This window comes from Psychrobacter sp. TWR1-1-1, assembly GCF_049895865.1.
GTDB classification, from domain to species: Bacteria; Pseudomonadota; Gammaproteobacteria; order Pseudomonadales; family Moraxellaceae; genus Psychrobacter; species Psychrobacter immobilis_A.
In genome coordinates this window covers 26,033-44,853 of the sequence record NZ_JAFCTE010000007.1, presented here as the reverse complement: position 1 = coordinate 44,853, position 18,821 = coordinate 26,033, and the positions used below count along the sequence as shown (strand labels likewise).

18 protein-coding genes are annotated in these 18,821 nt (G+C 44.2%); 5 read left to right on the top strand and 13 right to left on the bottom strand.

Annotated elements, in window-relative coordinates:
* Nucleotides 1-68 precede the first annotated feature (68 nt).
* The 7 genes from ACP69U_RS08495 to nfsB form a co-directional block, all read right to left on the bottom strand.
* On the bottom strand, nt 69-644 hold the full coding sequence (locus ACP69U_RS08495; protein WP_426138293.1) for a GNAT family N-acetyltransferase: 576 nt from the start codon (nt 642-644) through the stop codon (nt 69-71).
* A 31-nt stretch (nt 645-675) separates the two neighbouring features.
* A complete protein-coding gene (locus ACP69U_RS08490) occupies nt 676-1,416 on the bottom strand; it encodes an NTP transferase domain-containing protein (protein WP_426138292.1) in 741 nt (246 codons plus the stop codon).
* Nucleotides 1,413-2,801, bottom strand: a complete 1,389-nt coding sequence (locus ACP69U_RS08485; protein ID WP_426138291.1) for an XdhC family protein — start codon at nt 2,799-2,801, stop codon at nt 1,413-1,415. The genes ACP69U_RS08490 and ACP69U_RS08485 overlap by 4 nt, the downstream gene beginning before the upstream one ends.
* Nucleotides 2,802-2,927: 126 nt before the next feature.
* The gene (locus tag ACP69U_RS08480; RefSeq protein ID WP_426138290.1) at nt 2,928-5,375 is read right to left on the bottom strand and encodes a molybdopterin cofactor-binding domain-containing protein; all 2,448 of its coding nucleotides are present in this window, start codon (nt 5,373-5,375) and stop codon (nt 2,928-2,930) included.
* Nucleotides 5,376-5,377: 2 nt separating this feature from the next.
* Nucleotides 5,378-6,367, bottom strand: a complete 990-nt coding sequence (locus ACP69U_RS08475) for an FAD binding domain-containing protein (protein WP_426138289.1) — start codon at nt 6,365-6,367, stop codon at nt 5,378-5,380.
* On the bottom strand, nt 6,364-7,011 hold the full coding sequence (locus ACP69U_RS08470) for a 2Fe-2S iron-sulfur cluster-binding protein (RefSeq protein WP_426138288.1): 648 nt from the start codon (nt 7,009-7,011) through the stop codon (nt 6,364-6,366). Before ACP69U_RS08470 ends, ACP69U_RS08475 begins: the two co-directional genes overlap by 4 nt.
* A 299-nt stretch (nt 7,012-7,310) precedes the next feature.
* On the bottom strand, nt 7,311-7,967 hold the full coding sequence (gene nfsB, locus ACP69U_RS08465; protein WP_426138287.1) for an oxygen-insensitive NAD(P)H nitroreductase: 657 nt from the start codon (nt 7,965-7,967) through the stop codon (nt 7,311-7,313).
* Between the two features lie 362 nt (nt 7,968-8,329).
* On the opposite strand from nfsB, the gene ACP69U_RS08460 reads away from it, so the two are divergent.
* From ACP69U_RS08460 to ACP69U_RS08450, 3 genes are read left to right on the top strand one after another with little or no spacing between them, the layout of a single operon-like run.
* Nucleotides 8,330-8,998: a DsbA family oxidoreductase gene (locus tag ACP69U_RS08460; protein WP_426138286.1), complete on the top strand. Its 669-nt coding sequence runs from the start codon at nt 8,330-8,332 to the stop codon at nt 8,996-8,998.
* A gap of 57 nt (nt 8,999-9,055) precedes the next feature.
* Nucleotides 9,056-9,265 carry a hypothetical protein gene (locus tag ACP69U_RS08455; RefSeq protein WP_426138285.1) on the top strand — a complete coding sequence of 70 codons (210 nt, stop codon included), beginning with the start codon at nt 9,056-9,058 and terminating at the stop codon, nt 9,263-9,265.
* Nucleotides 9,266-9,784, top strand: a complete 519-nt coding sequence (locus ACP69U_RS08450) for an HAD family hydrolase (RefSeq protein ID WP_426138284.1) — start codon at nt 9,266-9,268, stop codon at nt 9,782-9,784.
* 74 nt (nt 9,785-9,858) lie between these two features.
* Here ACP69U_RS08450 and ACP69U_RS08445 read toward each other — a convergent pair whose 3' ends face one another.
* The gene (locus ACP69U_RS08445) at nt 9,859-10,983 is read right to left on the bottom strand and encodes an S-(hydroxymethyl)glutathione dehydrogenase/class III alcohol dehydrogenase (RefSeq protein ID WP_055124643.1); all 1,125 of its coding nucleotides are present in this window, start codon (nt 10,981-10,983) and stop codon (nt 9,859-9,861) included.
* Nucleotides 10,984-11,174: 191 nt separating this feature from the next.
* Here ACP69U_RS08445 and ACP69U_RS08440 point away from each other — a divergent pair, with 191 nt between their 5' ends.
* Complete coding sequence (locus ACP69U_RS08440; protein WP_045453282.1) at nt 11,175-12,068, top strand: LysR family transcriptional regulator; 894 nt, start codon at nt 11,175-11,177, stop codon at nt 12,066-12,068.
* Nucleotides 12,069-12,241: 173 nt separating this feature from the next.
* Nucleotides 12,242-12,760 (top strand): DUF302 domain-containing protein, encoded by a 519-nt coding sequence (locus ACP69U_RS08435; RefSeq protein WP_198329414.1) that lies wholly within the window; start codon nt 12,242-12,244, stop codon nt 12,758-12,760.
* Nucleotides 12,761-12,990: 230 nt separating this feature from the next.
* Here ACP69U_RS08435 and ACP69U_RS08430 read toward each other — a convergent pair whose 3' ends face one another.
* The 5 genes from ACP69U_RS08430 to ACP69U_RS08410 all read right to left on the bottom strand — a co-directional run bounded on the left by ACP69U_RS08430 (nt 12,991) and on the right by ACP69U_RS08410 (nt 18,548).
* Nucleotides 12,991-13,269: a DUF4031 domain-containing protein gene (locus tag ACP69U_RS08430; RefSeq protein ID WP_055124646.1), complete on the bottom strand. Its 279-nt coding sequence runs from the start codon at nt 13,267-13,269 to the stop codon at nt 12,991-12,993.
* Between the two features lie 67 nt (nt 13,270-13,336).
* A complete protein-coding gene (locus tag ACP69U_RS08425) occupies nt 13,337-15,658 on the bottom strand; it encodes a transglutaminaseTgpA domain-containing protein (RefSeq protein WP_426138283.1) in 2,322 nt (773 codons plus the stop codon).
* Nucleotides 15,655-16,704 (bottom strand): DUF58 domain-containing protein, encoded by a 1,050-nt coding sequence (locus ACP69U_RS08420; protein WP_426138281.1) that lies wholly within the window; start codon nt 16,702-16,704, stop codon nt 15,655-15,657. The genes ACP69U_RS08425 and ACP69U_RS08420 overlap by 4 nt, the downstream gene beginning before the upstream one ends.
* Before the next feature lie 133 nt (nt 16,705-16,837).
* The gene (locus tag ACP69U_RS08415; RefSeq protein ID WP_426138349.1) at nt 16,838-17,866 is read right to left on the bottom strand and encodes an AAA family ATPase; all 1,029 of its coding nucleotides are present in this window, start codon (nt 17,864-17,866) and stop codon (nt 16,838-16,840) included.
* 220 nt (nt 17,867-18,086) lie between these two features.
* The gene (locus tag ACP69U_RS08410; protein WP_426138280.1) at nt 18,087-18,548 is read right to left on the bottom strand and encodes a c-type cytochrome; all 462 of its coding nucleotides are present in this window, start codon (nt 18,546-18,548) and stop codon (nt 18,087-18,089) included.
* Nucleotides 18,549-18,821: the final 273 nt, after the last annotated feature.

Genomic DNA, 18,821 nt, shown 5'->3' with positions numbered 1-18,821 from the left:
TGTTGTATAACGGTAGTAATATCTTCGAGTAGTCCTGTTAATATCAGAGTGTAGGCATTGATTTGTGGTCACAAGCCTGCTAACTGATTGTTCCACTGTTGCCGCGTCATGTTATAAAGTACATGCTCAGCCAGCCGATGGTTAGGGTCAAGGGCTGGATGATAGAAGTTGGCTCGGGTATTCATCATGCCAAGGCGCTCCATAACCAATTGCGAGCGCTTATTGATAACCGCTGTGAATGACACAACCTCATCGAGCGACAGCTCAGTAAAAGCAAAATTCAGCGCCGCACGCGCCGCCTCTGTAGCATAGCCCTGTCCCCAATAATCTTTATGTAGTCGCCATGCAATTTCGACAGCCAGGGTAAAAGACATATCTGCGTGAGTATCATTCAAGCCAACAAAACCGATAAAATCATCATATGTTTTGGTGCTATTTTTTAAACATACTGCCCAAAGCCCCCAGCCTTGATTAGCGATAAGCTGCTGGCATTTACTAGCGATGATGTCACTTACTTTAGGCGTTAATAACTTGGGGAAATATTTCATTACTTCAGGATCAGCATTTATTTCAGCAAAAACAGCAAAGTCACTTGCTTGCCATTGCCTGAGGTAAAGACGTTCTGTTTCTATCACATTTATCATTTTTATCACTTATGGATTGACACTATTAATACTATTTATCCAGCCAGCCTTTTTGCTTAGCATGAGCAAGTTGCTCAGGAGTATCGATATCATAGCTCAGTTGATTATTAACAACGGTACTCATCTGACTGGGCGGCAAACCTCTAATTAAATAACGCAGCCCTTTATCGCCTACCAGCAATGCTTGCCACTCTCTGAGTAAATCACAATCAATCGTTAAAGGTAGTCCGATAACATTTTGCTTTAATGCAGTGGCAGCAGACGTTTCATTTAAATTCATATTATTTAAATGCTGCCAGCTACTATATTCACTTGCTACCACTGACTCCTTACCTGCCAGCAGTCCCATTAAATGCTGCTCATCGAGTAAAACTTGATCAACACCCATAATGACGACGCGCTCGATTAATGAACTTGTCAACTGCGTGACTGCCTCAATAGCCAAATCCAAACTATACGCCATACCTATTTCAGGCGTAGAATTTACGACCATTTGAATCATAGAGTACTGAAAAGCCAATTCATTCATCGCACTGGCTATTGATGGTTGATTATCAGGAATGACTATAATAATTGCTTGCGGTTTTGTAGAAAGTGCGAGTTTAGTCATGAAGCAAATTAAGGGTTCGCCATCTTTACACAGTAACTGTTTTGCTTGACCTAAACGCAGGCTCAGTCCACTGGCCAAAATAATGACCGCATGGTTTGGTGGCTTTGATAGATTTATTGGCTTTAGTTGTGTAGATGCTAAAATAGATACGTCGCTGCTCATGATAAACTTTTCGATGCACGAGCACTTATAGCAGTCGTCTCTATAGAGTCAATATGTGTAGAAAACAGCGTTGTAAAGTTAGTGTTTGACAGATGAGTGTCTGAGTTTTCTGCTGGCGGCAGCTGATTATGCACGACCGCATTGACTTGTGCCATGATACCCAGTGCTAATGCTTCAGGTCCATCTCCGCCCAGCTTATAACCAATCGGATAATGCAGTTTTTTGATACCTAGGTTTAAACTGGTAGGATGTGTAAGCGTTGTACTAATTTCTTCGATTAAGCGCTCAGTACGATAGCGTGGTCCTAGTTGTCCAAGATATTTATAGTGATTAGCATGCTCTAATAATACGCCAAGGCGAGCACGGTCTTGGCTGAGACTATGCGACATTAAAGCAATAGTGGCATTTTTACTTAGTTTTAGTAAAGTGTCACTATCATTTAACGCCAGTACCATCACTCTATCTGCCTCAGGAAAACGCCGCTGCGTGGCATATTGCGCTCGACTGTCTACCACTGTCACATGCCAATCTTGCAGCTTTGCCATCGTAACTAGCGGCATCACATCATTGCCAGCACCACAAATCAGCAAGCGTATCTGTGGTTGTGGGCGCTGAATCAGCCATTCTGTGGCTAAATCATCACTGTCATCTTTTACGATGACGTACTCAGCATTTTTATGGAGCAGTTTATATTCGGATAAACTTTCAATAGCATGGATAACTGTGCTTGAAGCATTAGATACCACTTTATCTGAATGATTAGCGTCGATAGCAGTGAGTTTTCCTGACTTGATATAATTATCTAGGTTAAGACGCAAACCAATTTGAAGTTGAGAGTTTGGATTATTTTGGATATTAAAATGGATTGTAGAGCGGATTAAAGTTGCTACCGTTACCGGCTGCTGAGACTGACGAACCTGACTGATGACATTTAACAAAGGCATTGCCGTTGCCAGCCTTTCAAACAACACGTGTACGCGCCCATTACAGCCTAATCCAAAATTTAACTCGTCCAAATCAATATCTTGTTCATCGTATTTATTATCTGTGCCCTTATTATCACTACCTCTATCAAAGTCAAAACCCTCTTCTGATACGCTCGCTCGCACATTACCATTTTCAGCATATTCGATGTCGTCACCCGTTTGGTAAACTTGCACGTTTGCACCATCACGTGTGAGCCAAAAAGCACGTTTGATAATATGCGGCTCCAAGCAGCCACCGCTAATCATTCCGACCGAACGACCATCTTCACAGATAAGCATCATTGCGCCTGCGCGGCGATAGGTTGACCCTTCTGTACGCACGACGGTTGCTAGTACCGCGTCAACCTGTTGTTGCTGAGCCTCGCGTGCCAGCTTAAGAATATCAGCAATTTGATTCATAATGTCTCTTATATACTATCTATCATTTATATCTATATACGGTCTATATCCATCCTAGTCCACTTATAAAACCCGCTAACGACTACAATTAGCGGGTTTATATTGTCCATCTATCTGACTAAAAACCTACTCTGGTAGTTCATAAAGTAATTTGTCGAGGGTAATAGGAAAGTCATAAACTCGTACACCCACGGCGTTGTAAACGGCATTAGCAATAGCAGCGGCAGCACCAGCAATCGCCGTTTCCCCAATACCTTTTATGTGCATTGGATTGGTATACGGATCGTCCTCTTCTACCAAGATAACATCAAGCTGAGGGACATCCGCATTGACTGGGACATGGTATTCTGCAAGATTATGATTACATAGCCGACCGTCACGCTTATCGTGAATCACCTGCTCCATCAATGCCGAACCAATACCAAATACCATGCCGCCATAGCACTGCGAGGTCGCGGTTTTGTGATTGAGGATACGCCCTGCTGCAAAGGCACCAGTCATACGTTTAACGCGTATTTCACCAGTGACTCGGTGTACAGCGACCTCGGCAAAATTAGCACCAAATGACGCTTGGCGATGACTTTTTGCATTTTTACCCGGTGCAATTTGACCTTTGGCACTGAGTTTTTGGTCATCATATTGAGCGACGATATCGGCTAATGAATGAGTCTGGAAATTACTAAAGTCATATTCTTTCGATTCAGTTAGTGAGATTCCTGTTATTTCAGCTAATTTGTCTTTTAAATCAGCGACTTTATCTACGATATTATCGCCCAAACCTGCTACTTTTTGTTTTCCTGCTTCTATAACGGTTTCTACCAAGTTAGCATCATGCTCACCTATCTGCTTAATTTGACCGTTATCCAGCTGAATGGTATCAGGGTATAGACCGACTTTTTCTGCGGTCATTTCACGTAGCTGCTGACAAGCAAGGTAAATACTACTGCCTGAACTGGCAGCGCCCATACTGCCCCCTGAGCCTACCGCAGGTGGCAAACTGGTATCACCAAGTTTCATTTCAATATGATCTATTGGTAGCCCTAATAAATCTGCAGCAACCTGAGTAAATACGGTATAAGAACCTGTACCGATATCGGTCATGTCTGTCTCAATCACAGCTTTGACGCCTAGTGCTTTTGAGTTATCTATTTGCAGGGTCGCCCGTGCTTCTGATGGCGCTAAGCTGTTGCCGCGAGCTGCCGCTGCCATACCCATACCCATCCACCAATCACCTTCTAAGCGACTGGCAGGCTTAGCATTGCGTTGATTCCAGCCAAACTGTTCAGCTGCTTGATCGATACAAGCGATGAGCTTACGCGTGGAAAACGGGACACCTTTACTAGGATCTTGCTCAGGCTCATTACGACGGCGCAGCTCGACAGGGTCTAGGTTGAGTTGCTCTGCCAATTCATCCATCGCACACTCAAGGGCAATCTGCCCCACTGCTTCACCGGGGGCACGCATTGAGCCTGACAATACTTGGTTCATATCTACTTGCTGATAATTAACTCGGCGATTGTCACCGCGATACAGATAATGCGTAGAGAGCGCTGCTGGCTCAAAAAAGGCTTCTCCTGGCAAATTACTAGAGACCGTCTCATGAATCATGGTGTCAATAATACCATCTTCACTACAGCCAATTGCGATGCGTTGACGCGTGTTCGAGCGTCTAATCGTTGCCTCCATTACTTGCGGACGGGTCATAGTGATTAACACGGGACGACCCAATTCTTTTGCGGCGAGTGCGGCGGCTATCGATTCTGGAGAAATCCCAAGCTTGCTACCAAACCCCCCACCGACATAACGAGCGATTAATTGTACATTTTCTGGATCCAAGTCTAACGCATCAACGATTTGCTTTTTGCACGAAGAAAGCATTTGATTAGAGGAGTACATAATCAGCTTCTCACCTTCCCAGTGAGCAAGCGTTGCATGTGGCTCCATCGCTGCGCTGTTTTGACTTGGCGTATGATAAAAGCGGTCAAGGGTTACCGCAGCATCAGCGAGGCTTTGTTCTGGATTACCCTTTTCTGAGTTTTTATCCGAACCTTTTTTTTCATTAACATCATGAACATTTAGCAGCTCTGTCGTAAAGTTCAATGCCGCCTGATTAGTGTCATCCTCATAAGTCACTTTGAGCGCTTTTGCGCCTTCTGTCGCCGCTTCAAACGTCTCAGCAATGACAACCGCGATCGGCTGACCATGATAAAAAATCTCACTAACGCCTTGCTTAGGTGATTTGGTCGCACCGCCCTGTTGAGCATTGCGTAAAAAGTGCTCAGGATCGGTCACCACTTTAATAATGTCAGGAATACCCTCTAGAGAGCTGTGATCAATTTCCTTAACCCGCCCTTTGGCAATCGTCGCGCCCACCAATACGCCATAGGCTTGATTATCTAGATGAATCTCTGCCGTATAGTGCGCTTGACCGCTGACTTTAAGTGATCCCTCGACTCGGTTAATGGGCTTACCCACCAATTTACTCGCTGTTTTATCAAAAAGTGACTCAACAGGCTCATTCATCATCATTTTTTTGGTTGGTTCTGCTGGCAATATTGAATCCAATAACGACATGATTATGCTCCCTTGCCCGCTAATGCGCGTTGAATAACTTGTTTGAGTAGACGACGAGTCAGCGGCATTTTAAAATCATTTTGACCACTACCTTTAGCCTCTTTTAATAATAAGTCCGCTGCTTGTTTAATGACATTTTCATTGCCATCAGTACCCGTCAGCAATGCCTCAGCAGCTTCGTTGCGCCATGGCTCAGTACCAATACCACCGAATGCCAGACGTGCAGTAGTGATTTTTCCTTCTTCTACCTTTATAACCGCTGCACAGGAGACTAAGGCAAAAGCATAGGACGCGCGATCACGCACTTTGTCATAAGTGTGCATACCGCTGACAGGCGCTGGCAACACCACATGAGTGATAAGCTCACCAGACTCTAAAACGTTTTCGATATGTGGCGTGTCTTTTGGCAAACAATAAAAGTCTTTGATGGCAATTGTACGCGTTGAACCATCCCTTTTTAACGTCTCAACAGTGGCATCTAATAAGCGCACCGCGACGGCCATATCAGATGGATGTTGAGCAATACAGGACTCGCTGGTACCTAAGATTGCCAAGCTACGATTTTCACCATTTATCGCTGGGCAACCAGAACCTGGGTTGCGTTTATTGCAGGCGCTGTCTGTCTGATAAAAATAATAACAACGCGTACGTTGCAATAGATTACCACCCGTCGTCGCCCTATTGCGCAACTGTCCTGTCGCACCTGCCAAGATCGCCCGTGATAGCACTGGGTAATTGGCAATGACCTCAGGATGCGCGGCCAAGTCGCTATTGGTCACTAGCGTACCGATGCGCAGGCCACCATCTGTAGTCTTCTCAATTTGAGCTAATGCTAAGCGAGTGATATCCACCAGCTTAATTGGCGTTTCAATCTCTAACTTCATCAAGTCTAAAAGGTTGGTACCCCCTGCGATAAATGAGGCGTCTTTTACACTAGCAGATTGGGCTGCCTGCTCTGGCGCGGTAGCACGGCTATACTCGAAACGTTTCATGAGCGATCTCCTAACCTGCTAATTGCCGTCTTATTCTTCATAGATTGACTACCTAGCTGCGCTTCACTAGGTGGTGGCGACCAAATACCCGTCACCTCTGATTTTTGTACTGCGTCAGTTTTAGATGAGTCATTCATTTCACTTTCTAGTACTTGTGAGATGGCCTTAATAATATTGGGATAAGCAGAACAGCGGCAAATATTGCCACTCATACGCTCAGCGATTTCTTGCACCAGCAATCCATCAGGATTTTGCAAATCTGTAGTGACATGACTGGGCCAGTTTTGTTTAATCTCATCGATGAGCGCTGTTGCTGAACAAATTTGCCCAGGGGTACAGTAACCACATTGAAACGCATCATTATCTTTAAAGGCTCGTTGCAACGCTGACAAGGATTCAGGCATGCCAATACCTTCAATCGTGGTAATGTCATCACCATCGTGCATAACTGCCAAGGTCAAACAGGCATTGACCCGACGCCCATTGATAAGTATGGTACAAGCGCCGCACTGACCATGGTCACAGCCTTTTTTAGGCCCCGTAATTTTGAGGTGCTGACGACAGACATCGAGTAAGGTCGTACGTGAATCAAGATTGTCGAGCTGATAATCTTGCTTATTAATGGTTAAGTTCAAGGTAGACATGCTGGCTTCTCGCTGGCAGATAATCATAAAAAATAGGGTTAAACGCTTCTTAAAAGTCGCGCCAATCGATTTATTATGACTTATTAGAAATGTCGATTTGTTTTCACTTTGTAGTTATTACAGTGTAGTTTTTAATCTATGAAAACTTTACTTCTCACTATTTTATCTCGCTTATTCACTATCAATTTTATAAATGAAACTCAAAAACTCATTTTATTAGCAAAAAAATAGCGCTATAAACATCCCGTTTATAACGCTATTTGAGTTCAATATAGCCAGTTAAAAATACCAGTCGGGCATTACGCTTTAGTAATTATGCTCGCTTTACTCAATCGAGACTTGGGTAAATCGGCATTAAAATCGTCTTCGCTACGATAACCAAGTGAGATAACGGCAACGGCTGTGTAGCCTTTGCTACGTAGCTCAAACTCTTCATCGAGTGCCTTTAGATCAGCACCTTCCATCGGTACGGCATCAATGCCTAAAGTAGCAGCACCCAGCAATAATGCGCCCATATTTAGATACACTTGCTCGACCAGCCAATGTGGCTCGTCTTTTTGCTCATAACGACGAATGTCCAAAAACATTTTGCGCACTTGATGCATTTGATCTTTGAATTTTGGTTCTGCGAAGCGACCATCCACCTCTTCTTGATCCAATACTTCATGCAAAAATTTATCGTCAGCATAAACGCGGCTACAGAACACGATGACGTGTGAGGCATCTTTCACCTTTGCCATGTTGAAATCAAACATCCCTTGCGTACCTTTTGCGATACGTGCCTTGCCAGCATCATCATCAGCGATCACAAAATGCCAAGGTTGGATATTGGTGCTTGATGGGCTAAGTCGTAGGATATCCTTTAAACTTTGAAAGTCTGCTGCTGATATTTTTTTATTGGCATCAAACTCTTTGGTGCTGTAACGCCAGTTCATGGCTTCAGTGATATTTTTCATTTATGACTCCAAGATTTTTAGTACCGCCACTTTAAGCAAAAACCCGTTTGATGACCGTTACAGATTGGTTAAGTAGTCACCTATTTTGTTATTACGTTACTGATGACTCAGTGCATCGCTGAGTTATTTGAGCCGCCATTTGAACAGTTATTTGAACAGTTATTTGAACAGTTATTTGAACAGTTATTTAAGCAGATACTTATTAGACAGAGACTCATGAAACAGTAACTTAGACGATATTGTAATTGTTCCCTCATTCTCTTAGCATTAGTTAATTAGCATTGATAATGAGCATTGATTTATAAGGCGGTCGACCACAGACAGCTTATATATAAAATAAATACTGAATTAGGCAGATAGATATGGAACATTCAAAGCAATTATCCTCAGAGCAGCCACTACGCATAGATATCGTCTCAGACGTTGTTTGTCCTTGGTGCGTCATTGGTTACCGCCAGCTGGCAGAAGCCCTCAAGCAAACTAACACCGAACACGAGATTCACTGGCATCCGTTTGAGCTTAATCCAAATATGCCAAGCGCAGGACAAAATATGCGTGAACATATTATGGAGAAATATGGTTCGAGCAAGCAAGAATCTGACGCTAGCCGTACTCGATTAATGGAAGCGGGTAACGAGGTTGGCTTTACGTTTAATTTTAACGATGACACGCGTATGCACAACACGTTCAACTTGCATCAATTACTGCACTGGGCAGATCAGCAAGGTCGCATGCATGACTTAAAGCAGGCGTTATTCGTCGCTCATTTTACCAATGGTCGCAATATTTCTGACAATGCCGTGCTTGCTGATATCGCCGCAGAGATTGAACTAGATCGTGATGAGGCGCTAGCCGTGTTAGCAGACCAAAGGTTCGCTAAAGAGGTGCGCGCAGAAGAGCAACATTGGCAACAACAAGGCATTCAAAGCGTGCCAGCGGTAATTTTTAATAAGCGCCATCTGGTTAGCGGTGCGCAAGGCGTGGAAAATTTCAAGAATATCTTGCAGCAGTTGGCTAACATGCCAGACTAGTTTTCCTGACGAGGTTTTTTGACAAGATTTCGTTTGCTATTCCTAAAAGGACCCCTTATGTCTTCTGATACATCTCTCCCTATTATCGTGTTTGATGTCAATGAGACGCTACTCGACATTACCTCTCTTGAGCCATTATTTGCTCGCCTATTTGGCAATAAAATACTACTAAGAGAATGGTTTGAGCAATTGGTGCTATATTCACAAACCATGACGTTATCAGGACTTTATATGCCTTTTGGCGAGCTTGGCATCAGCGCCTTATAGATGACCGCTGATATTCATAATGTCAGGCTGATAGATAGCGATGTCGACGAATTAAAAGAGCGTATGAGCAAAATGCCTGCTGACCCTGATGTAGTTCCAGCATTAACCAAGCTGCGTGAGGCAGGGTTTCGACTGGTAACGTTGACCAACTCAGCAAATAGCGCTTCCCCGACCCCGCTTGAAAAAGCTGGCATCAGCCATTTCTTTGAACAGCATTTTAGTGTTGAAACTGTCGGTAAATTCAAGCCTGCGCCTGAGACTTATCAAATGGTCGCTCACGCATTGTCTGTTGAGTTGTCAGATTTATGCCTAGTCGCTTGTCATCTTTGGGATACGATTGGCGCTCAAGCGGCTGGCTGCCAAGGGGCGTTTCTCACGCGACCGCACAATGCTTTATTATCAGCGTCAAACGTTCTAGCGCCAAACTTTATAGCAGCAGATCTAACCACGCTTGCCGAACAGATAATTTTTTCCACTAAAAAACAATTACCAATACCAAAAAAATGCCGCCCTATATAAGGACGGCATTTTTGGTTTAGCATACTGCTATTTTATAAGGCTAAATCTATAATCACTATTATTAATAATGATTTTTAAAAATGAATAACCGTACGAATACTCTCGCCTTTATGCATCAAATCAAACGCTTCGTTGATATCTTCTAATGGCATGGTATGGGTAATAAAATCTTGCAGTGGAATCTCACCAGCCAAATAACGCTCAACATAACCTGGCAACTCGCTACGACCTTTAACACCGCCAAACGCTGAACCGCGCCAGACGCGACCAGTCACTAACTGGAACGGACGAGTAGAGATTTCTTGTCCAGCACCAGCAACACCGATGATGACCGACTCGCCCCAGCCTTTATGGCAGCACTCAAGCGCCGAACGCATGACATCGACATTACCGATACATTCAAATGAGTAATCTACTCCACCATCTGTCAATTCAACAATCACTTCCTGAATTGGTTTATCGTAATCTTTTGGATTGATACAGTCAGTTGCGCCTAACTTTTTAGCCAGCTCGAATTTGCTCTCATTGATATCAATAGCAATGATACGACTGGCTTTTGCCATCGCAGCACCAATTACCGCTGATAGACCAATACCGCCCAGACCAAAGATAGCAACGGTAGCGCCCTCTTCGACTTTTGCCGTATTCATGACTGCACCCATACCGGTAGTCACGCCGCAGCCAAGCAAACAAACTTCTTCTAACGGTGCTTCTTTATTCACTTTTGCCAAAGAAATCTCAGGCAACACGGTATATTCAGAGAAGGTTGAGCAGCCCATATAATGATAAATAGGCTCACCATCTTTATAAAAACGCGTGGTGCCATCTGGCATCAGACCTTTGCCTTGTGTCTCACGTACCGCCGAGCAAAGATTGGTTTTACCAGAGGTACACATTTTACAGACGCCACATTCTGCTGTGTATAAAGGAATGACATGATCGCCAACTTGCACACTGGTGACGCCTTCGCCGATTTGCTCAACGATACCGCCACCTTCATGACCTAAAATCGCTGGGAATACGCCTTCTGGGTCTTCACCAGATAAAGTAAAAGCGTCAGTATGACAGACGCCGCTTGCCACGATTTTTACCAATACTTCGCCTTTACGGGGTAGCATGACATCCACTTCTTCGATAGATAGTGGCTCATTCGGGCCCCAAGCAATGGCGGCTTTTGATTTAATAAATTTATCTGACATCGTTATCTCTCTTTTTAATTCATTTTATGGGTTATTAAGCGCGGACCTCTATTCAGCTTATCTTGCTTGTTGAATGGAGGCAAGCGGCAGTTGTAGCAGTCTGTAAAGCTTTATACTGACTATTATAGTTTTTTCTATAGCGATAACAATGTGCTATATTTGCAAATATCTTTTACACAGTGGTAATAATCATGCGCTGGGATGGTATTAGCGAATTTGTTTATGTAGCAGATTACGAAAGCTTTACGCGCGCGGCAAAAGAATTGGGCATTTCTACCGCGCAAGTCAGTCGACAGATAAGCGCGTTAGAGAAGCGACTGAATATTAAACTGCTTTATCGCACGACGCGTAAGGTATCGCTGACTGAAGAAGGTCGGGTGTTTTATCAGCATTGCCGCGGGGTGCTCGATGGCTTGGATGCGGCTGAGCAAGCAGTGAGCAATTTACAATCAAAGCCGCAAGGTAGGATTAAACTGACCGCTCCTGTCACTTATGGCGAGCAGCAATTATTGCCATTAGTCAATGATTTCATGGTGCAATATCGCGATATCGAAGTGACGGCATTTTTGAGCAATCAAAAAATCGACCTCATTGATGGCGGTTATGATTTGGCGATTCGTATCGGAAAATTAAGTGATTCGACGATGATGGCAAAAAAGCTTAGCCGTCGTACCAATTTCGTCTGTGCCGCGCCTGCTTATCTCGAAAAATACGGCATACCACATTCTTTGAGCGATCTGAGTCAGCATAACTGCTTACTTGGCACGCGTGACTATTGGCACTTTATAGAAGATGGCAAAATAGATTCTGGAAAAAATGCTGATAAAGAAAAAAACCTGCGCGTGTCTGGCAGTGTCCAATATAACAGCGGTCACAGTCTAGTCGATGCGGCGTTAAAAGGTCTGGGTATCGTGCAGCTACCTGATTATTATGTGCAAAAATACTTAGCATCAGGTGAGCTGGTCAGCTTATTGAATAACTATCGAGAGCCTGAAGAAAGTATCTGGGCCATCTATCCGCACAACCGTCATTTATCGCCAAAGATTAGACTGCTCGTCGATTATCTAGCAGAGCATTTGGTTTAGCTATGCGTTTTGGCTTAGGCATTCTTTAAGGTGTGTTGCAATGCGAGGCTTTACTATGCACGGTTTATTACGCACAATGCTACTAAGCACAAGGAATATTATGGTTCACACTAAATATTCGATGTTGTCAGCCATCATTCGCTGAATAAACAATGACAATAAAAGGACTTTTTATGCTTAAAATTATCTCTATCGCTGCCCTAGCTTTGGCCGTATCCTCTTGCGCCAGTGTTGAAAATATTTTAAACGCGCCAGATAAGATGCCATCAACGCCAAAAACGATGACTGCTATCGATGCCGAAAAAGGCTTGGTTACGCTGCAAAGCAATCGTTCCGTGCAAGATACTGCTGATAAACTGGCGGCAATTATTGAAAGCAAAGGTATGAAAGTATTTGCACGCGTCGATCATCAGAAAAACGCCCAAGGTGTCAATTTAACATTAAGACCGACGCAAGTAATTATGTTTGGTAATCCGAAAGCGGGTACGCCATTGATGAATTGTGAGCAAAGCGTCGCTATCGACTTGCCGCAAAAAATTCTCATCAGTGAAGATGCTGATAAAAAAGTTTGGTTGTCGTACAATAATCCTGAATATCTCAAAGACCGCCATAATATAAAGGGTTGTGATACCCAATTGGCGAATATCGCAAAAGCCCTTGATGGTGTCAGTAAAGCCGCTATTGCAAAGTAATACCAAACCCAAAAAATACGATTAACGACGTCATTTTTGCTTGTTCCGCTCGCTTAGTCTACTAGATGTAGTACTTGCACTCTTTTTCCTTGCTACTCTAATTTTTTGAGAGGGTGTAAGCGTTGGGTGAAAATCTAAAGATATAAAAAGGTGGGATGCAAAAGCACTCCCACCTTTTATTTGCCTTTAAAAAATTAACGTATTAGCAATCTTCAGACTGTGCTACTTGCTCATATAGCGCTGTTTAGATCGTGTAGCTCTATTTTTAACTTCTTTGCACATTCGATAATCTTTTTTCGACCAGCAGGAATAGCCCCATATTCAATCGCTATTTCTCGCATTTGTACCGTGACGTCATAGTGCGGATAGCTGGCGTTTCGATGGAATAAGCGCTTATCCACTTCAATTAGTGCGGCAAAATCATGCAGCTCTTGCAGGGTATCTGCCAGCATGTGGCACCACTTATAGCCTTTAAATTCTATCTGCATAAAATCCACATATATCGCCATAGAACCGTCTCCTTTATTATCCTTAACTTTTTATCATGTGTTAAGCAACGCTTTCACAGAGCAGCCATTAGAACAATTCACGTGCATCTTTCTTAAGCTGTTTCAGGATAGTTTGGTATTCGCTATGATTGGTTCCAAGCGTGCTTAGACGTCCATAACGCAGTTGACGATAGTCCTGCCTCATCTGCATGATTTTTGCTTGGGCAATGTCTGAATCACCGCTATCTGTTAGCTTACTAGCTTTACTGCTCTTATTATTGCTTTTAGCATTGATATCAGCGTTAATATCAGCGTTAATATCAGCCTTTGAATCATTTTCTCGGTCATTAACCGCTATTGCCACACGCTCAAGCCAAGCCAACTGACCTTCACTTTCATCACGAGCAAGTGATTTATCCGCTTTGCCAATACGTTTTGATAACTGTGCAAGCGGCTGGTCTGCTGGATGCCAACGCTTACGGCGACGTTGCCAAATGACAAAGACCAAAATCACCATGACGGTAATAGCACTTGCCGCTAGCCAAATAATTTGCTGCGTGATTGAACGGATGTTAAACCATTTGAGTAGCGAGTCAGCTTGCTTGTCCTGATCGTAACCAACGACATCTTTTTGCCAATAGTAGCTGGCTTGGTCGGACAGACGGCGTAAGGTTTGTAGCATTTGATACTGCTGATAGCTGATTTGTGCGCTAGCGCCATCGCCGAACATTGCCGCTCCTTGTGCCTGCGTCAGCGCATCCATCCCTTGCTCGACACGCTCAGGCGCGACAAAAGCCGTCGGATCGACACGTACCCAGCCTTGACCCTCAAGCCAAACTTCCGTCCAAGCGTGCGCATCCTTTTGCCGCACCTCCCACACATTACCACCGCGACTCAGCTCACCACCTTGATAGCCGGCGACGACGCGCGCGGGTATGCCAGCGGCGCGCAGCATAAAGGTAAAACTGGAAGAATAATGCTCACAAAACCCAGCTTTGGTCTCAAATAAAAACTCGTCAATACGGTTATTACTCAGCCGTGGCGGTGATAACGTATAACGAAATTCTGTTTGATTAATCCAGCGTTCAATAGCCGCCATATAGCGCACTGGATCTGATCCTGATTGCGCAAATAACTGCTGGGCCAGTGCTCTTGCTTGCGGATTTCCGTCGGCTGGCAAGGTAAGATTTAGACGTCGCAACTCATCAGAGAGAATCGGATCGATACGCATCGGTGCAAATTGCAATACGTCATAACGTAACTGCTGAGTGACGGGCTGATCTTTTAATAAGGTAAAGTTTGAAGTAATACTGACATCTTGGCGCTGGGCAAAAGGATAATCAAGTCCAAATAGCCAGTTTTGCTGCGTCGGCTCTAGGATAATTTCATAGCTGGTAGGCGCAACCTTTACTTCATCAGGGACAGTTGCAAAGGCATTCTCAATCCAAGATGGCATTTGCGGTGCAGGTCGCCATTGTCGTTGCTGAGGGCTAGGACGCCATGTAATACCGTCAAAGTCGCTAAACACCAAACCACGCCAATATAACTGCTGTTGCGGCGGGCGATTCTCTGCAAACTCTACCCGAAACACCAGCTCAGTCGATTGTCCCAAATTGGCAAAATCACCGGGCGACATACTGTCGGATACGCCAGTGGTTGCTTGCTGACCTGATAGCTGTACTGACCACAGTGGTGGCAAGCGCGGGAAGAACAAAAATAGCACGACTAATAACGGCAACGCCCCGATACCCAGCACACCCAAAGTACGCAAGCGACCATCACCGCGAGTGTTGCCGTCATCATTAAGCGCAATAAATGCCAATAAAATGATAACTGCACCAACAATCACTTCTAAAGTAGTAACAAGACCTTGATCCATCAAAAACAGCGCGGCAAGGACAAATAGTGATAAATTTAAGACCACATAAGCATCACGCCGTTTATACATCTCCCACAGCTTGCTGATGAGACAGAGCACTAAAAACGCCACGCCCATATCCAGTCCAAACGCTGTATTGTAAGTCAGCCATAGACCTGCCAGCCCCAATAAAAAGCCGAGCATTTGCATGCCTTGATAGACACGTTTTAAATGCGCTGTTTTTTTAAACTTAGCTTTTATAGACGGTAGCTGGGCGGCGATGCTGACCACCGCAAAACCTATCAACCAAAATGGCAGATGCACCGCATGAGGTAAAATAACGGTAATTTGAGCAATTAGCATCCAATAATAAGCAGGCAAGGCGAATAGCTTACGAGTCCATTTTGCAGCGCTATCCTGTAGAGCACGATCAGTGACGTTTTGACCCAGTGCCAACTGCTCAAAGCTTGTGGGACTTGTTTCAGGAAAACCTATAAATGTATGTTCAACGTCATTTGTAGGGAGTTTTTTTGAGTTGGTCTTATTAGTCATTGTGCTTTCGCCAACCTTAGCAAGCACGCTTGTGCAAAACTATCGCCTTCACCCATGGGTGCAGCTAAATGCGTGTCATTGGGTAAGCGCATATGAAATGTCACGCCCAGTTCACCTAATTTCATCGCCCCATACGCCAGTTGTGCGAGTTTTTGCTCATGATGTGCTGCTGGCATATCCGCATAATCTAACGTTTGCTCATGACCGACTGGATCAGCAAAATGCTTGGTCAACATGCCTTGACCACGTGCTACATGTCCCCACGACACCCGTGCCAGCGACTCGCCTTCAACGTAGTTATCTAGCCGCTCAAAATCATCTTGACCTTGCCGATATTGTCCGCCTGTTGGCAAATCCTCCTGACTGGCAACTGCATACTGCGCCTGCCAATCAAACACTTCAGGTTTTGGATAGACCCAAGCAGTACGGGCAAAATAGACATAGGACCACGCCCGCATAATGCCCAAAGGATAAACCGTTTTTATTTTTAAGCGTGGTAATTCAAACTGCCCACGATTATGCGTCGGTACTGGCAAGCGAATAATTTGCTCGCCTTGCAGTCGTGTCACCAGTATCGACTGTTGATTATTAGCGCTATGTTTGATTTTTTTATGGGCTTTTTTATCTTTCTCGCTATTAGCCGTGCCACTAGTCTGCTCAAAGCTAAATAACAACTGCCGTCTTGGTTGGCGGCTCTCACTGCGCAACTGCAAAGTCACCCAAACAGGCGCGCCCGCTTCTGCCATAGTCACTTCTAGCAAACGTACTTGCAGACCTGAAATGTGCGCAAAGGTTACATGAAAGCTGATAAGCCAGACGCTGACCAAATAAAAACATAAACCTAATACCAAGTTATTGCCATAGTTGATGCCAGCGATAAAGGTGATGATTAACAACACCGCATATAGCATCCCTTCACGGCTAAAAAAGATATAAACGTTACGCAAGTTGAGGGTGGCACTATCACTTTTGGGCGCACGCGAGGCAAACCAACGGCTCAATGCTAAAGTGGCTGGTATGGTTAAGGCTTTTGGTAAAAAGCTCATGACTACCCTATCCTTACCATAAAATTGATACTCTCATCCATAATTGGCGATAGTTTTAAAAATAAATGTGCCATGAAACAACAGGCAACTGAAAAATAAATACTTAAATAACAGTGATTGAAATAACCATCATTTAAATGACAACAGCCACTTCTGCCAAGATACGTTGTGCGATGGTCTGCGTCGCCTGCCCACCAGTCACATGAGCTGGGACAAAACGCTGACCGAGACGATGATCCGTGACCGCGGCAAACACCGCTTGGATATCCTCAGGTGTCACTTCCATATGCCCCGATACGTACGCATAAGCCTGCGCGGCACGCTGTAGCGACAACACACCACGCGGTGATAAGCCATGATACTCGGAGCTTGCTCGTGTCTTTGCGACCAATCTCTGTAGATAATCTAAGACCACATCCGCAACATAAACTTGTTTAACACCTTGTTGCGCTAATAAGACCGCCTCGGTATCAAGCACCGTATCTAGTCTTTTTAGTAGCTCGCGGCGATCCTGACCTTTTAATAGCTCGCGCTCTGCGGTAGGCGACGGATAGCCGAGCGACAAGCATAATAAGAATCTATCTAGCTGCGATTCAGGGAGCGGATAGACACCTGCTTGCTGTAGAGGATTTTGGGTCGCAATGACAAAAAACGGCTGTGGCAAAGGATAGGTTTGCCCATCTTGGGTGACTTGCCGCTCTTCCATGGCCTCTAGTAATGCGCTTTGCGTCTTTGGGCTAGAGCGATTAATTTCATCAGCGAGTAGCAGCTGAGTAAAAATAGGCCCAGGGCGAAACTCAAACTGCTGTTTACTTTGATCATAAATACTCATCCCTAAGATATCTGCTGGCAGCATATCATTGGTGAACTGTACACGACTAAAGCTCAAGCCTAATAATTGCGCCAAGCCTTGCGCTAATGTCGTCTTTCCCATACCCGGTAGATCTTGCAGCAACAGATGTCCACCTGCCAAAATTCCACTAAGCGCAAGCTTAACCACTTGCGGCTTATCTAACACAATTTGATTTAACTGCGCTATGAGCTGGGCAATTTTCTGCTGATTGTGACGATAGTCGGCAGCGCTAAAGGTCGACGTATTAATCACCTCTGCTGCTGATTGATGTGGTGTTATAATGGCTCTATCGATAGCTGCGTGGGTCATAGTCAATTATTGGCTCATTTTTTATGGGATTAATGTTTCTAGAGCGTGTTCTTATTTTGAAAATGGTGATAAAAATGAGATAAATGGCAGCCAAACAAAAAAATAGCGCAGATAATATCAAGATATTAACCAACTTTTTGACGTGGTTTGGTAAAATTTAACCGTTTTTAGCCCATTTAGTCGCTTTCGTTTAGATTGAGAACACGCCATAGATTGGCTATTATTTTGAGTCATCTTCAGCTATCGGCGCGGCGGCACGAAGCGTTGACAGATAAGCGATTACATCCGCACGTTCTTGGGCATCGGGCATCGGGTTTGACAGCATTTTTGAATCTAGCATGGCTTTTTCCGCATCCGCAATATAAGGGTCGAGCGTTTGCGCATCCCATATCCAACCGGATGTTTTTAACCCGTCACTATAGGTGTAATCTTCTAGCTCAGCGGCTGGCGCACCGTATATATTCATCAGCTGCGGACCTTTTTTATTGAGACCCGCATTCAGTTGATGACATTGACCACAAGCATCTTGATAGATGATCGCGCCATTATCAGCATCACCTTCCGTATAGAGCGGCAATGTCACAGGAGCACGATGATCAGGTGGGGTACGTTCCCCGCAAGCACTGAGCAATAAAATAGCAGTAAATATACTGCTTATTTGATACTTATTAATGATGGGCATTTTCGGCAATCTTTGGTTGAGGAATGTCAGCTATAGGTGAACAGTACAAATAATGAAGTCAGGGTCAAACACATGCAAAGTGGAATCCTCTTCACATCTAAATAGCTGCTTGTAAAAACATAACGTTATTTATTGGGACATATCGAGCCAATAAACAACGCTTATAGGACAGTTTGAATAATGCTGTTGTAATGTATGACGATAAAGAATTTATGAACTATTAAGCCGTGTAGAGTATTCCATAAATAAGCACTGTTGATAGTTGCATATCAA

What these genes read in the sequence shown, in the direction of transcription:
- ACP69U_RS08460 (WP_426138286.1), top strand. Translation starts at nt 8,330, where the DNA reads ATGGAACATTCAAAGCAATTATCCTCAGAGCAGCCACTACGCATAGAT.
- ACP69U_RS08495 (WP_426138293.1), bottom strand. Translation starts at nt 644, where the DNA reads ATGATAAATGTGATAGAAACAGAACGTCTTTACCTCAGGCAATGGCAA.
- ACP69U_RS08410 (WP_426138280.1), bottom strand. Translation starts at nt 18,548, where the DNA reads ATGCCCATCATTAATAAGTATCAAATAAGCAGTATATTTACTGCTATT.
- ACP69U_RS08485 (WP_426138291.1), bottom strand. Translation starts at nt 2,801, where the DNA reads ATGAATCAAATTGCTGATATTCTTAAGCTGGCACGCGAGGCTCAGCAA.
- ACP69U_RS08415 (WP_426138349.1), bottom strand. Translation starts at nt 17,866, where the DNA reads ATGACCCACGCAGCTATCGATAGAGCCATTATAACACCACATCAATCA.
- ACP69U_RS08450 (WP_426138284.1), top strand. Translation starts at nt 9,266, where the DNA reads ATGACCGCTGATATTCATAATGTCAGGCTGATAGATAGCGATGTCGAC.
- ACP69U_RS08430 (WP_055124646.1), bottom strand. Translation starts at nt 13,269, where the DNA reads ATGGCGATATATGTGGATTTTATGCAGATAGAATTTAAAGGCTATAAG.
- ACP69U_RS08435 (WP_198329414.1), top strand. Translation starts at nt 12,242, where the DNA reads ATGCTTAAAATTATCTCTATCGCTGCCCTAGCTTTGGCCGTATCCTCT.
- ACP69U_RS08480 (WP_426138290.1), bottom strand. Translation starts at nt 5,375, where the DNA reads ATGTCGTTATTGGATTCAATATTGCCAGCAGAACCAACCAAAAAAATG.
- ACP69U_RS08455 (WP_426138285.1), top strand. Translation starts at nt 9,056, where the DNA reads ATGTCTTCTGATACATCTCTCCCTATTATCGTGTTTGATGTCAATGAG.
- ACP69U_RS08420 (WP_426138281.1), bottom strand. Translation starts at nt 16,704, where the DNA reads ATGAGCTTTTTACCAAAAGCCTTAACCATACCAGCCACTTTAGCATTG.
- ACP69U_RS08445 (WP_055124643.1), bottom strand. Translation starts at nt 10,983, where the DNA reads ATGTCAGATAAATTTATTAAATCAAAAGCCGCCATTGCTTGGGGCCCG.
- ACP69U_RS08470 (WP_426138288.1), bottom strand. Translation starts at nt 7,011, where the DNA reads ATGTCTACCTTGAACTTAACCATTAATAAGCAAGATTATCAGCTCGAC.
- ACP69U_RS08425 (WP_426138283.1), bottom strand. Translation starts at nt 15,658, where the DNA reads ATGACTAATAAGACCAACTCAAAAAAACTCCCTACAAATGACGTTGAA.
- ACP69U_RS08475 (WP_426138289.1), bottom strand. Translation starts at nt 6,367, where the DNA reads ATGAAACGTTTCGAGTATAGCCGTGCTACCGCGCCAGAGCAGGCAGCC.
- ACP69U_RS08490 (WP_426138292.1), bottom strand. Translation starts at nt 1,416, where the DNA reads ATGAGCAGCGACGTATCTATTTTAGCATCTACACAACTAAAGCCAATA.
- ACP69U_RS08440 (WP_045453282.1), top strand. Translation starts at nt 11,175, where the DNA reads ATGCGCTGGGATGGTATTAGCGAATTTGTTTATGTAGCAGATTACGAA.
- nfsB (WP_426138287.1), bottom strand. Translation starts at nt 7,967, where the DNA reads ATGAAAAATATCACTGAAGCCATGAACTGGCGTTACAGCACCAAAGAG.